Annotated in this window: 13 protein-coding genes and 2 tRNA genes; 2 read left to right on the forward strand and 13 right to left on the reverse strand. The window is 65.5% G+C overall.

The genetic code is table 11. The features are described from left to right. Window positions 1-17: 17 nt before the first annotated feature. The 6 genes from MSB02_RS05705 to MSB02_RS10585 form a co-directional block, all read right to left on the reverse strand. A complete protein-coding gene (locus MSB02_RS05705; RefSeq protein WP_267194270.1) occupies window positions 18-437 on the reverse strand; it encodes an SRPBCC family protein in 420 nt (139 codons plus the stop codon). Beyond that, entirely contained in the window at window positions 437-628 is a 192-nt protein-coding gene (locus MSB02_RS05710; RefSeq protein WP_267194271.1) for a hypothetical protein, read from the reverse strand. Before MSB02_RS05710 ends, MSB02_RS05705 begins: the two co-directional genes overlap by 1 nt. Window positions 629-698: 70 nt before the next feature. Beyond that, on the reverse strand, window positions 699-1,643 hold the full coding sequence (locus MSB02_RS05715; RefSeq protein WP_267194272.1) for a radical SAM protein: 945 nt from the start codon (window positions 1,641-1,643) through the stop codon (window positions 699-701). A gap of 49 nt (window positions 1,644-1,692) precedes the next feature. Beyond that, window positions 1,693-3,471: a ferrous iron transporter B gene (locus MSB02_RS05720; protein ID WP_267194273.1), complete on the reverse strand. Its 1,779-nt coding sequence runs from the start codon at window positions 3,469-3,471 to the stop codon at window positions 1,693-1,695. Then, window positions 3,468-3,782 (reverse strand): FeoA family protein, encoded by a 315-nt coding sequence (locus tag MSB02_RS05725; protein WP_267194274.1) that lies wholly within the window; start codon window positions 3,780-3,782, stop codon window positions 3,468-3,470. Before MSB02_RS05725 ends, MSB02_RS05720 begins: the two co-directional genes overlap by 4 nt. Before the next feature lie 73 nt (window positions 3,783-3,855). Beyond that, window positions 3,856-4,554 (reverse strand): DUF5320 domain-containing protein, encoded by a 699-nt coding sequence (locus tag MSB02_RS10585; protein ID WP_407653150.1) that lies wholly within the window; start codon window positions 4,552-4,554, stop codon window positions 3,856-3,858. On the opposite strand from MSB02_RS10585, the gene MSB02_RS05735 reads away from it, so the two are divergent. Further along, a complete protein-coding gene (locus MSB02_RS05735; RefSeq protein WP_267194276.1) occupies window positions 4,449-6,785 on the forward strand; it encodes a cell wall-binding repeat-containing protein in 2,337 nt (778 codons plus the stop codon). The two genes, MSB02_RS10585 and MSB02_RS05735, sit on opposite strands and share 106 nt — an antisense overlap. A gap of 608 nt (window positions 6,786-7,393) precedes the next feature. On the opposite strand, the gene MSB02_RS05740 is transcribed toward MSB02_RS05735, so the two are convergent. The 4 genes from MSB02_RS05740 to MSB02_RS05755 form a co-directional block, all read right to left on the reverse strand. Continuing rightward, complete coding sequence (locus MSB02_RS05740; protein WP_267194277.1) at window positions 7,394-8,308, reverse strand: nucleotidyl transferase AbiEii/AbiGii toxin family protein; 915 nt, start codon at window positions 8,306-8,308, stop codon at window positions 7,394-7,396. Then, a complete protein-coding gene (locus MSB02_RS05745; RefSeq protein WP_267194278.1) occupies window positions 8,305-8,901 on the reverse strand; it encodes a type IV toxin-antitoxin system AbiEi family antitoxin domain-containing protein in 597 nt (198 codons plus the stop codon). Before MSB02_RS05745 ends, MSB02_RS05740 begins: the two co-directional genes overlap by 4 nt. Before the next feature lie 288 nt (window positions 8,902-9,189). Beyond that, window positions 9,190-9,265 (reverse strand) — tRNA-Glu (locus MSB02_RS05750). A gap of 28 nt (window positions 9,266-9,293) precedes the next feature. Continuing rightward, a tRNA-Lys gene (locus tag MSB02_RS05755) sits at window positions 9,294-9,369 on the reverse strand. 209 nt (window positions 9,370-9,578) lie between these two features. Here MSB02_RS05755 and MSB02_RS05760 point away from each other — a divergent pair. Next, the gene (locus MSB02_RS05760; protein WP_267194279.1) at window positions 9,579-10,397 is read left to right on the forward strand and encodes a mechanosensitive ion channel family protein; all 819 of its coding nucleotides are present in this window, start codon (window positions 9,579-9,581) and stop codon (window positions 10,395-10,397) included. A gap of 69 nt (window positions 10,398-10,466) precedes the next feature. On the opposite strand, the gene purH is transcribed toward MSB02_RS05760, so the two are convergent. Genes purH through purM form a run of 3 tightly spaced genes read right to left on the reverse strand, consistent with a single transcriptional unit; the run spans window position 10,467 to window position 13,712 of the window. Then, window positions 10,467-12,026 carry a bifunctional phosphoribosylaminoimidazolecarboxamide formyltransferase/IMP cyclohydrolase gene (purH, locus tag MSB02_RS05765; protein WP_267194280.1) on the reverse strand — a complete coding sequence of 520 codons (1,560 nt, stop codon included), beginning with the start codon at window positions 12,024-12,026 and terminating at the stop codon, window positions 10,467-10,469. A gap of 14 nt (window positions 12,027-12,040) precedes the next feature. Next, window positions 12,041-12,664, reverse strand: a complete 624-nt coding sequence (gene purN / locus MSB02_RS05770) for a phosphoribosylglycinamide formyltransferase (RefSeq protein ID WP_267194281.1) — start codon at window positions 12,662-12,664, stop codon at window positions 12,041-12,043. Beyond that, window positions 12,657-13,712, reverse strand: a complete 1,056-nt coding sequence (gene purM, locus MSB02_RS05775; RefSeq protein WP_267194282.1) for a phosphoribosylformylglycinamidine cyclo-ligase — start codon at window positions 13,710-13,712, stop codon at window positions 12,657-12,659. The genes purN and purM overlap by 8 nt, the downstream gene beginning before the upstream one ends. Window positions 13,713-13,731: the final 19 nt, after the last annotated feature.

The raw sequence follows: 13,731 nt of genomic DNA on the forward strand, positions 1-13,731 counted from the left end.
CATCTGCATGATAGCAGTCAGGGTGTCTCCAGGACCCGCTTGAGGCCCGCGAGATCGGTGCGTACCAGCTGGTCCGCCTCCCGCTGTATCCGTCCTGCGAACATCTTGGCCGCGAGAGGCAACTCGCCACGGATCGAGGCGGTCACGCGTGTCCCCCCGTCCTCGGCGCGACAGCCGAGCGAGATCCGGATCTTCGCGGGGTCGCGGATAGCGAGAGTCAGCCGCTCGGGGCGGGTGTACTCGGTCACCTCGAGTTCGGTCGTAGCCGTTCGGCCCTGGTAGGAGTAGGTGTGCGTGACACGGTCTCCCGCGCCGGTGATGTCGCCTCGCGAGGAGACGAGGTGCGAACGCCATGCTCGATCGTTCGCCGGATCGGAGATGAAGTCGAACACCGCTTCCGGTGGCTGGCCGATGTGCACGCTGGACCGGGCCTCCATCACTCCTCCGCTTTCCGCTTGAGGCCGAGACCGACGCCGATCATGCCGATGCCCGCGGCCACCGCCGCCATACCGGGACCGGGGCAGACGAGCATGGGTATGCCGACGAGCACGAGCGCGATGCCGAGCGCCACCGTGAAGCAGCCGCGCTTCTCAGGGGCAGGCGGTCCGTCAGGGGCCGTCTCGGCCATGGTCGACATCTCCCTTGGGTTCGTTGCAGGTCACGTGCACACCCAGATACTACCCCACCCCCATGTCACGTCAGGACGGAATCCAGAAGGTCCGGCCCTCACGCGCAGACGTGGTGACACGCCCGGCCACCCTGAGCGCATCGAGACGCTTGAGCACCTCGGCCACGTGCGCTCCGAGCCCTTCGGCGATGTCCTCCAGGGTGCAGGGCCGACGCTCCAGCAGGGTGAAGATGTCCTCGTCTTCGATGGCGGCCTTGCCGCCGCCCTCGGACAGGTGTTCCGGCCGCTCGGCCACGATGTCGACGATACCCGGGAACGCGCTCGCGTACCGCTCCAGCCGCACGTCGGGAACGGGGTGCACGCTTGCCTCGGCGGGAGGACGCCAGGCGGTGTTGAGCTGCACGCGGTCGGGACGGATCCTGCGCACGCGATCGGCGATCGAAGCGATCTGTTCCGGCGTGCCGGTGGTACCGGCGAGCAGCATGATCTCGAGCCAGACCTCCCCCGGGAACACCCTGGTGAACGCCTCCAGACCGCCCAGCATCGTGTCGAAATCGATCGCCGGATGGGGCCGGTTGACCCGGTGGAACCACGAGCGGTCACCAGCGTCGAGCGAGGGCACCACGAGGTCCGCGGCCATGAGCGCGTCGTGCACCTCCGGCACCCACAGCAGCGACCCGTTGGTGAGCACCGCCACCGGCACCTCCGTGAACCCTTTGATGCCGGCGATGATCTCCCCGATGCCCAGGTCGAGCGTAGGCTCTCCTGAGCCGGCGAGGGTGATGTAGTCGGGTTGCTGATCGCGCGCGAGCGCGCGCTCGATCTCGTCGAGCACGATGTCCACGTCGACATACGCACGACGCTCGATCGTGAGATGAGTGGTGCGGCCAAGCTGGCAGTACACGCAGTCGTACGTGCACGTCTTGTAGGGCACGAGATCGACACCGAGCGATCGACCGAGCCGTCTGGAGGGGACGGGACCGTAGACGTGCCTGGGAGCGGATGTCTCCGACATGCTCACGCACCACCCTTCACGCACCTGGTATGCCCGGCAAGGCGCCCGCTCAGAACAGGAGGTTCATCACGACGCCGGCCGAGAGGGCGACCGCGACCATCAGCCCGGTCGCCTTCGCTGTATCACGCCACCCCAGCTCGCGCAGCATCACGGCGTAGGTGGCCACGCAGGGGAATGTGAGCGTGAGCAGGACCGAGGCCTTCACGAGCTGCAGCGGCGCGAGAGCCAGCGGCGCCAGCATGCCCACGGCAACGTCCTTGCGCAGGAAGCCGAGGACGAGTGCCAGCGCGGCCTCCGCCGGAAGCCCGAACACCTGCTCCATGAGGGGCTCGACCGCACCAGCGATCGCCTCGAAGGCGCCGCTCATGTAGACGAGATCGATCGCCACCACTCCGACGAGCACCACCGGCACCGCTTCAAGCAAGAAACCGCGGAGGCGCATGGCGAGCTTCTTCCACAGTGTGGTGAACGACGGCCGCCGATATGGCGGGATCTCCAGGATGATCTCCGGCAGGAAGTCCTTGCTCGTGAGCCGCAGGATGTTGCCGAGCACGAACCACACGATCGCCATGATCCCGTACACGAGCAGTACGTACTGCAGGCCGTGGGGCGCCAACAGCCCGAACATCATCGCCTGCAGCGAGGCGCACGGTACGCCGATCGAGATGAGCGTTGCGGCGATGAAGCGTTCGCGACGAGTGTCGAGCACGCGCGTGGCGAGGATGCCCGGCACGTTGCAGCCGAAGCCGAGCAGGAGCGGGATCACCGCGTAGCCGTGCAGTCCCAGGCGATGCATCAGGCTGTCGAGCAGTATCGCGAGCCTCGGCAGATAGCCCGCGTCCTCCATCAGACCGAGCACGCTGTAGAACGCGAACACGTACGGGAGGACCATGCCGAACACCACGTAGAGGCCCGTTGTGAGCAGGCCGAAGGACTGCACGAGGTCGAGGGTGCGCGCACCATCCACCATCACGTAGCTGCCCACCAGGATGTCGTGGACGAACCCGCCGCCTCCGAGCGCCTCGGACAGGCTTGAGACCACCGGCATCCAGAGTCCCTCGAACAGCGGGTCCATCACCAGCCCGATGATCGACTCGCCGACGAACCTGATGAACGCGAAGGCCGCGACGATGACCGCGGCACCGATGATCGTGCCGCTCACCGGCCTGACACTGGCCTCTTCGAGCAGGTCACGCCACGTGTGCCGCTTCGGCTCGATGTGCTGCACCTCGGAGATGATCGAGCCTATCTCGCACCAGACGTCGCCCGGCGCCCGGGGCTCGGGCGCGTCCGAGGCGGCGACCGCTTCCAGCACGTCGACGAGCTCTTTGATGCCTACACCGGCGATGGCCGAGACGGGCACCACGGGCACGCCAAGGCGGCGCGAGAGCGCTTCGTGGTCGATAGTGATGCCGCGGTGCTTGGTCTCGTCCCAGAGGTTCAGGGCAACGACCATGGGAAGGCCACGCTGCCGGAGCTGCAGGGTCAGGGCAAGGTTGCGCTCAAGATTCGTGGCGTCCACCACGTTGAGCACGACGCCGCCCTTGTCCACGATCTCACAGGCCACGTCCTCGGCAGCGCACGTCGCCTCGAGGCTGTAGGTGCCCGGTACGTCGATCACCGGCACCCGGGCGCCCGCAAGGCGCATCTCGCCTTCGAGGAACTCGACCGTGGTGCCGGGATAGTTGGAGCTCATCGTGCCCACCCCGGTGAGGCGCGAGAAGACGACGCTCTTGCCTACATTGGGGTTGCCCACCAGCAGCACACGAAGAGCGCCCCTATCGGATGCAGGGGCGCTCGGGGTCATGCTGCCCGCCTGGCGGCTCACGGCTTCGCGCCTTCACGCCCGGCGGGAGCCGAGGGGTCCTGCAGTGGCTCCACCCTCACGCGGCCGGCTATCCCGCGCCCGAGGGCCACTCGGAAGCCATCACACTCCACCGTGACCGGTCCGCCGGCAGGCATCGCGCCTGCCTTGGTGACCTGCTTGCCAAGCCGCAGGCCCATATTGCCCAGCCGGGCTTCGAGCTGTGGACCGCCGAGGATCTCGGCGATCCGCGCCATCTCGCCCGTACGGAGCGCGAGCAGCGTATCGCCTGCAGCGTGCTGGGGCAGGGCCGAGGCCATACCTCTGCCCCACATCCCTCTCCTTGGTCCTCGCCTGGGCATATCGACTCTCCTGTGTGGTCCGGGCCATTCGAGATCGTGCACGGCCTTATGAATCTGACGATCCGGTGTCCTTGAGCAGCCTCTTCACGCGATCGAGCTCCGCGCTCAAGGCGTCTGCCCGATCGCTCAGGAAACGCTTCTCGGCTTCAGGGTCGTAGGAACCAGGAGCGGCGGGGCCGTAACCGGCGCCCCTGAAACCAAAACCCCGGCCTGCGCCTCGCCTCAGGCCGCGCCCGAAGAACCCGCGTGCCGGAGGCACGTCTGCGGGGCCGACGCAGTACCCAGCGCCTCGTCCTGTCATGGGGCCTTGCCCCATCGGTCCACTACCATCGCCTCGTGGCATGGCTGCCACCTCCCGATCAGTGCTGTGCCGTGTCAGCGGTATCGCCGACTTAGTACATGCTAACTCTACACCTTCCTGTGCGTTCAGTCGAGAGGCTGATACGTTCAAACGGGAGGCGGCGACGGCGAGTCCACGAACACGAACGTCCGCGGCAGCGACACCGACGGCATACGGTTGAAGCATCCAGGTTTTGGGAATCGCATGGATATGCGGGGGAGCCTTAGCGACGGTCGGCACACACGCTGTATGGCCCTGCGCTGGATCGTGACCAAAGCTCACAAGAGAAGGAGGCGTGCATGGGCAACCGACGGACGGCCACATCACGACATCGGCGAGCGAGGAGCGTGGTCGCACTCGCGATAGCAGTCGTGATGCTGCTCGCATTATCTCCGGGCGCAGCATACGGAGGATGGTGGCGGTACCTTGGACCGGACCTGGTGAGCGCCTCCCCCGCAGGCGATCCCGGTGACGGCTCGAGCCGGGGCATCAGCATCAGCTATGACGGGCGCTACGTGGCATTCGATTCGCGCGCGTCCAACCTCTCCCCGGACGATCAGAACACTTTCATTGATGGCGAACGGGACGTGTTCGTCCGAGACACCATCGCGTCGACCACGTACCTCGCGAGCAAGACGCCTTCGGGCGCCCTGGAGCCTGATCGCGGTGCGCGATCGTCGGCGATAAGCAAGTGTGGCCGCTATGTGGCGTTTCTCACAGGCCGCGACATGGTCCCTGAGGACACGAACGGCGAGCAGGATCTCTACATCCGCGATATGGAGACCGGCGAGTACACGCTGCTTGACCCGCTGGGCGATGGAACGCCGATGGGCGACAACGTCGATGAGATCCGCATCAGCGGCGACGGGCAGTTCGTGACCATCGAAGTCAGGTGGGACGGTATTGTTCCGGGAGACACGAACGGCAGAACGGACGTATACGGGTGGTCCGTGGCGACCGACGAGTTCGTATGGGTGAGCGAGACGCCGACATCCGCCCTGGAGCCCAACCGCGGCGCACGATGCGCGGGAGTAAGTGACGATGGCCGCTACGTTGGCATCTACACGGGGCGCGACCTGGTCCCAGAGGACACGAACGGCGAGCAAGATCTCTACATCCGCGATATGGAGACCGGCGAGTACACATATGCCGATATCACCGGCGACGGGTCCTCGCCCGGCGATCGTCTTGAGGACATGCAGATGACCGGAGATGGTGCGTTCATCGTGTTCACGACGGACGTGGATCTCGTGCCTGATGACGACAACGAACGTTCGGACGTCTACGTGTGGTCGGTGATCGATGAGCAGCTTCTCTGGGCGAGCGAGACACCCGAGACAGCGCTCTCGCCCGACCGTGGCGCGCGCAGCGGGACCATCAGCGATGATGGCATGCGTGTGGCGTTCTTCTCCGGTCGCGATCACGTCGCCGACGACACCAACGACGCCCAGGACGTCTACGTCCGGGACATGGCCACCGGGAAGTTCGAGCGAGTGATCGTCACGGCTGATGGCTCCTCCCCGGGCAGCGAGATCTACGATCTCTCCCTCAGCGGAGACGGCAAGTGGCTTGCGTTCTCCTGGGAGCAGGGGCGAGACATCAGAACCCTCGGCGCCGCGTATTACGACCCGGCGGGCACAGGAGATGTCTCACCGGCCAAGGAGGTAAGCGACTACGACCAGGTCTACGTGGTGGGCCTCGAGTCACCGGTCGATCCCGGCAGCGACCGTCTCAGCGGTGACAACCGATACAGCACGGCAGTTGCCGTTTCCGAGCAGGCATTCCCGTACGGGGCCGATACCGTGGTCCTCGCCACCGGCGCAGACTGGCCGGACGCGCTGTGCGCCTCAGCGCTAGCGGGCGCTGTTGCCGGCCCGGTCCTCCTGACCGCTCCGGATGCCGTACCGGGCGAGGTGGCGGCCGAGGTCGAGCGCCTGGGCGCCAAGTACGTCTACATCGTGGGCGGAACAAGCGCGGTGTCGGGAGCCGTTGAAGACGAGCTCTACGGGCTGGTGGACGGGTACGTATTCCGCTTGGCCGGCGCCGACCGCTACGCCACTTCGCGCGCCGTGGCGGCCCGGGTCATCGACATCCTTGGTGACACGTATAGCGGCGCAGCTCTGGTGGCAACGGGCGCCAACTACCCGGACGCACTCGCAGGCGCTCCGCTTGCTGCGGGACTCGACTGGCCGGTGCTGCTTGCCAGCACCGACTCGGTATACCTGCCCGTGGATACCACGGACGTCATGATCCTTGGTGGGACGAGCGCAGTCACTCCTGCGGTTCAGGCGTACGTCGAAGGCAAGCTTGGAGCTGACAATGTCGACCGCCAGGGTGGCGCGAACCGGTACGAGACAGCGGCCCTGATCGCGCAGGCGGGTGTGGACGCGGGCCTGCTGTGGGACGGCGTTGGCATCGCAAGCGGCGCTTCGTTCCCCGATGCGCTTGCAGGTGGCCCGGTAGCCGGTCTGCAGCGTACCGTGATGCTGCTGACGACCCCGGATGCGCTCGACGCCCACGCTGAGGCAGCGCTTGAGGCGAACAAGGCAGACATCGAAGCCGTCAGGTTCTTCGGCGGCTCCAGCGCCCTGAGCACAGCAGTCGAGACAAGAGTGAAGACGATCCTCGGCATGTAGCACATACGGCAGTCACCGGCTCAGATGCGCCGGTGTCAGCTGCGAGGACTCCGCCGCGCTTGCGGCGGAGTCCTTCGTATGTGGGGCGAGTGCAACCTCATGCTGTTGGGTCGTGCGCGTGCTCGGCGAGCTTCGAGACACTGGTGAGATGAGGTGCACTTAGGGTTGGCACGATGCGACGTGGGAGTGAACGACTCAGTGAGTCATTAACGACATCATCGGTTGGCTATCTGATTCGTTTAACGATTGTGGTCGCTTCTCGGCCGGAAGCTGGCTGTTGGAGCGCATCAAGGCTTCCACACACCCTCTGAGCTGCGCCTTCACCCCACGCGCTCTCGCCCCCGAAGATACTTGTAGCCCGATTTCGCACTCGAAATCGGGCTACTCAGGCACTCTGACCTGCGGTTTTGTGGTGCCCCCAAGGGAATTCGAATCCTGAAAGTGCTTGTGACTATTGGGACTCGTTGGGACTCGTTGGTACAGCGGAGCTGCGGCGAGTCCCAATAGGTACCAACGAGTACCAACAGTCACCAGGTATTTGGGCGACAAATCGGGCGACAAGTCCGGGGGATATCGAAGCGCCGGGTGGCACTCGGTCCTCCGAGCCGTCAGCTTCCCTGCGCCCATCCGGACGTGGGCGTCCACGTCTTGTCGAAGGCCACACTGCTGGCCGCCGAGATGGCGGCGGGCATCACGAATGCGGCGATAGCGTCGGCAATCTCCTGGAGATCCTTCGGCAGGTCCCCCGCTGGCTCCGGGAACCCCTTCCGATACGTGTCCCACATCCGCGACGTCTCCGGCTGCCCGGTGTATTGGCTCGTGAGTTCGGAAGGTGTCTCGACTGGCAGCTCCGTCGCGCGGCGCTCGAACGTCGCGCGGATGGCGTCCGCGAGATCCTGGCCAACGAACTCGAGAGTGCGCGACAGCATCCAGATGTCGTGGTAGTCCTTCATCCGGCTGTTGGCCAGACCGATCTCGATCATCGCCTGGAACTTCTCGGCGATGGCGGTGGCGGGTTGGTAAGCGAGGATCCTCGGAGACTCATCCTGCAGCAGAACGGGGTAGTCGACCCAACCAGGATCCGGCACGACGGCGTCGTCGATCCCGACGTCGAGCCGAAGCACGAACCGAGCCCCGCCCAGGTCACCCGCGACCTTCACGCGGACACCAGGATACCGACCCTCGACGATGATGGGCTCGGCGTGGATCTCAGATTCGAACGCGAGACCATCGTCGAGCTGGATCGCGAGGCACTCGGCGACGATGCCGCGGATCGCCTCCGGGGTGTTGTCGACGCGCCCGAGAAAGTCGATGTCACGGGTAGGCCGCGCGACTGCGGCGTCCCACACGCGCAGCATCACGGCGCCCTTGACCACGAGACGCTCCGACCACTGCGTCTGCGACAGTCGGAACAAGAACCGCTCCATCGCGTAGTAGAGAACCGCCTGCTGGAAGTCCAGGTCAAGCTCTACTGCGCGAGCCTTCAGCTGGCGGCGCACCTCTATCGCGGTCCCCACGCTCACATCAGTGCCTCGACGTACGGACGCATGACCTGCTCGACACGGTCGACCTTGGCGTATCGCATCACCTGTGCGGGCGTCGCCCGACGAGAACGGATCGTCTCTTGCAGCGCCTCGATGGCCACGTCCTGTCCGATGCGATTGCGGTACTTGAAGCAGTCGGCGACGGTCTTGGCGAGATCGAACACGCGGATGGGCGTTCCGTCCATGTCGTGCTCTTCGACGCCGGCCGCCATGGCCTCGGCGCTCATCGAGAACCGCTCGATGCGCGGGTAAGCGATCCTCGGAGCCTTGACTCCCCGTGGCAGCGCGATCTGCACAGCGGCCGGGATCTGCGTCCCGATTCCGTGGAACTCGAGCGCGCTCACCAGACAGAGGACGGCGCGGGGAACACGCCTCAGGACGGCGGCGACGCTGGGGTATGCGGGCAGGGGCATTGCGGAAAGATGGTAGACCCCCCGGGAGAGCGGCTCGACGAGACCGGCATCACGCATCCAGTAGAGCGTGCGCTCCTCGATGCCTGCAGCAAGCGCTTCGGAGGTGCCGAGCACTCCGCCAGCACGTTCGAATGCGGCTGTCGCGCGCGCGAGCTCCATGTCCGAAGGTATCCTCATGGCATATAAGTTACCACAGTTACCGACAACTGTAGTAGTTTTTATGCCATCTCACCTTGGGCACCGACTTGGGCACCAAATCGGGCAACAGGCGGCGTCGCAGGCCGACTCGCAGCAACAGGGATTTCTGGGCACCAAAAAGGAGCGCCATGAAGCGAAATGGCCTCTGCGCTGCGGTTTTGCCCTCTGCATGCCTCTCAGGAGGGCATGAGTTGTTGCCCGATTTCAAGCACGCAACAGGGAATTTCAGGCCTGTGACCTGCGGTCTTATGGTGCCCCCAAGGGAATTCGAATCCCTGTTGCCGCCTTGAAAGGGCGGAGTCCTTGGCCACTAGACGATGGGGGCTATATGCAGCGCACGAGCGCTGTATCGCTGGTGGGCCGTATAGGGATCGAACCTATGACCTTGGGATTAAAAGTCCCCTGCTCTACCAACTGAGCTAACGGCCCGTGAACTGCATGTTCCGTGCCGGGTCGACTCGATCCGGCCCAAAGCGCAAGGGGTAGTTTACCACGCGTCGTGGCACGGTCAACGTGTCGTGCTGGCCCCTCACATCCCGCGTGTCACGCCTCCGGTCGCCTCCGCGAGCGCCAGCACTATGTGGTCCTCGCAGGACAGCCCGTATAATGTGTCGGGTATTCGTCGATTGGAGAGCCACATGCAGTTCCTGGGACTCGACCTGTCCACCGATGAGATCTCGCGCATCGTCCTTGCCATCGGGATCGGCGCCCTCACGCTGATCGCCATGCGGGTGATCGCCAAGGTCGTACGCAGGGCGGTGGCAGCCAACGAGGCGATCCCCTCGGCCAGCATGCTCGTGAACATCGCGCGCGGCCTCATCCTGGTGATCGGCGCGCTCACCATACTCAGCGTGTTCGACATCTCGATCACTCCGGTCCTTACCGCTCTGGGTGTTGGTGGTCTGGCGGTCTCGCTGGCGCTTCAGGACACGCTGGGGAACCTGTTCGCCGGACTGCAGATCATCGCATCCAAGCAGATCCGTCAGGGAGACTACATACTCCTTGAGAGCGGCCAGGAGGGCACGGTCGTGGACGTGGCGTGGCGCACGACGACCCTCCGCACCTCGATGGACAACCTCGTGATCGTCCCCAACGGCACGCTGGCGCAGTCGATCGTGACCAACTACAAGCTCCCGCACGACGCCGTTGCGGTGCTCGTGGAGTTCGGCGTCACCTACGGCTCGGACCTGGACAAGGTGGAAGCGGTAGCTTTGGATGTCGCTGCCGAGGTCGTACGCGACCTTGAGCCGACGCTCAAGCACATCGACTCGCTGATACGGTTCCCCGAGTTCGGGGGCTCGCAGGTAACCGGGATGGCGATCCTGCATGTCAGCGAGTTCAACCGCCAGTGGCCGATGCGAAGCGAGTTCGTGAAACGCTTGCACGCTCGCTTCAACAAGGAGGGCATCGAGTTCGCCTTCCCCACGCGTACGGTCTATATGGCCGACTCAGAGTAGACCTCCGATGTGGAGACGCAGAAGCCCGGGCGATCGCCCGGGCTTCTGCATTCTCAGCGTGCGGATGCTCTAGTGCCGGAAGTGTCGGTAGCCGGTGAACACCATCGACACTCCGAACTTGTTCGCGGCCGCGATGACCTCGTCGTCGCGGATCGAGCCGCCCGGCTGGATGAACGCCGTCACACCTGCGTCGGCGCACACCTCGAGGGTGTCGGGGAACGGCATGAAGGCATCAGACGCGCACACGGAGTCGCGCACCTTGGCCCCCGCCGCCTCCACCGCGATGCGGGCCGAGTTCACGCGGTTCATCTGGCCGGCGCCCACGCCCACGGTGGCGAAGTCCTTGGCGAGCACGATGGCATTGCTCTTCACGCTCTTCACCACGCGCCAGGCGAAGAGGAGCTGTTCCATCTCCTCGTCAGTAGGCTTGGCGATCGTGGCTACCCGGAACCGTGACGGATCCTCGGTCACGCCGTCGGATATCTGCACAAGCATCCCGCCTTCAACGGCGCGCGACTCGTAGTGGCCGGCCACCGGGCGGATGCCTCCGGTACGCAACACGCGCAGGTTGCGCTTCTGGTCCAGGAGCAGGAGTGCGTCGTTGTCGTACTCGGGCGCGATCATCACTTCCACGAACTGCTTGTTGGCGAAGATGGCCCGCACGAGGTCCGGGGTGACCGTGCCGTTGAACGCGATCACTCCACCGTATGCCGAGACCGGATCGCATTCGTAGGCGCGCTGGTACGCGCTCACCAGGTCGGGGCCGACCGCCACACCGCACGGGTTCATATGCTTCACGATAACGCACGCGGGCGCCTCGAACTCGCGCACCGCCGCCCAGCATGCATCGGTGTCGAGGATGTTATTGTACGAAAGCTCCTTGCCCTGAACCTGTGTGGACCGCGCGAGCGTGTGCTCCTTGCTGTCGCTGAAGCGGTAGAACGCGGCGTCCTGATGCGGGTTCTCCCCGTACCGGAGGTCCTGGATCTTGTCGAGGCGGAAACGCACCTCCTCCGGGAACGGCTCGCTGCCATAGCCCGAGAGATACCGCCAGATGGCGCTGTCATACGCGCTGGTGATCCTGAACACGTCGGTGGCGAGGCGCTTGCGCGTGCCGTAGGAGACGAGTCCGCCGGATGCGCGCATCTCGTCCACGATCCCTGAGTAGTCCACTGGGTCGGTCACCACGGTGACCGCCTCGAAGTTCTTGGCTGCCGAGCGGAGCATGCTCGGTCCGCCGATGTCGATGTTCTCCACGGCTTCCTCGAGCGACACGCCTTCGCGGGCAACGGTGTCCTCGAACGCGTAGAGGTTCACCACCACCAGGTCGATCATCCCGATGCCCTGCGACTCGGCCTCGGCCATGTGGGTGGACGAGTCACGCCGTGCGAGAAGGCCGCCGTGCACCTTGGGGTGGAGCGTCTTGACCCGGCCGTCCATCATCTCCGGAAAGCCGGTGAGGTCGTCGATGGGCCGGACCGGTATCCCCGCCTCCACCAAGGCGGCGGCGGTCCCGCCTGTGGAGACGATCTCCACACCGAACTCAGTGGCGAGCGCGCGACAGAAATCGGCGACACCGGTCTTGTCGGTGACCGAGACGAGCGCTCGCTTGATCTTCACGTTGTCCATAGCCGGATGCTCCCTTACTCCTCGCTGATATGCACTCGTCTGCCCTCGACACGCACGCGGCCCGACGCGATCAGGCCGATGGCGCGGGGCAGAAGCCGGTGTTCCGCCTCGTGGATGCGCGCCTCGAGCGTCTCGAGCGTATCCGTCTCCTCAACGACGACCGGTTCCTGGCACAGGATCGGGCCGCGATCGAACTCCTCGTCGGCGAAGTGGACAGTAACGCCGGTGACCTTCACGCCCCACTCGAACGCTTCGCGGATGGCGGTGGCCCCGGGGAACGCGGGCAGCAGCGCCGGGTGCAGGTTGACCACGGCGCCGGGGAACGCGCGCAGCACCTCGGCGCCGAGCAGCCTCATGTAGCCGGCCATCACCACGAGCTCCACGCCGTGGCTCTCGAGCGCCTCGCGTATCTCGCGGTTGTACCCTTTGGGGTTCTCACTGTTGGCCGGATCGACGTGCACCGCCGGAACGCCCGCCAGCCGGGCCCGCTCGAGCCCGTACGCATCGCCCTTGTTGGAGATCACCACGGCAACGCGCGCATCAAGCGTTCCCGCGGCGATCGCATCGATGATGGCCTGCAGGTTGGTGCCGCTTCCTGAGACGAGCACTCCGAGGGCGAGGGGGTGTCGCTCACTCATAGATGACCACTCCCGTTCCCTCGACGATCTCGCCGATCTCCGAGACCGACTCGCCCATCTCGCGCAGCTTCGCCGCGGCCGTGGGCGCCTCGGCGGGATCCAGCACCAGGGCGAAGCCCACGCCCATGTTAAAGGTGCGGTACATGCTGTCGTCGTCGATACCGGCAGCCTCCTGCACGAGGCCGAAGACCCGCGGCACCTTCCACCCGCCCCGCACCACCCGCGCGTCGCACGTCTTGGGCAGCACGCGGTCGAGGTTCTCCGTGATGCCGCCGCCGGTGATGTGGGCCATGCCCTTGACCGCGACCTCGGCGAGCGCGGCGCGGACGCTCTTGACGTAGATGCGCGTCGGCGCGAGAAGCACTTCTCCGAGCGTGGCGCCCCCGAGGTCGACCCTCGGCAGCGACAGCTCGCTTTCGCGACCCTCCACGAGCACCTTGCGCACGAGCGAGAAACCGTTTGAGTGCAGACCGCCCGAGCCGAGGCCGAGGATCACGTCGCCCGGCTTGATCGCCTCGCCGGTGATCATCTTCGGGCGATCGACCACGCCCACACAGAAGCCCGAAAGGTCGTAGTCGTCAGCATCCATCGTGCCCGGATGCTCGGCCATCTCTCCGCCCACCAGCGCGCATCCCACCTGTTCGCAGCCGCGCGCGATGCCGGCGACGATGCGCTCCATGCGCGCCGACTCGAGCTTGCCCACCGCCACGTAGTCGAGGAAGAAGAGCGGCTCGGCCCCCGAGACGAGGATGTCGTTGGCGCACATCGCAACGAGGTCGATACCCACGGTGTCGTGCACGTCGAGCAGTTGGGCCAGCTTGAGCTTGGTGCCCACGCCGTCGGTGCCGCTCACGAGCACCGGGTCCTCCATGTCCTTGAACGCTTTCGCCGAGAACAGCCCGCCGAAACCGCCGATGTCACCGATCACCTCCGGCCGGTACGTGGCCCGCACGTGCGAACGGATGCGCTCGACGGCGCGCGCGCCCTCGGCGGTGTCCACGCCGGCGGTGCGGTAATCGACCGGACCCTGATGCTGGTCGGCTGCCATGGTCTCCCCTCGGATCGTG

This window comes from Anaerosoma tenue, from assembly GCF_023161965.1.
GTDB lineage: Bacteria > Actinomycetota > Coriobacteriia > Anaerosomatales > Anaerosomataceae > Anaerosoma > Anaerosoma tenue.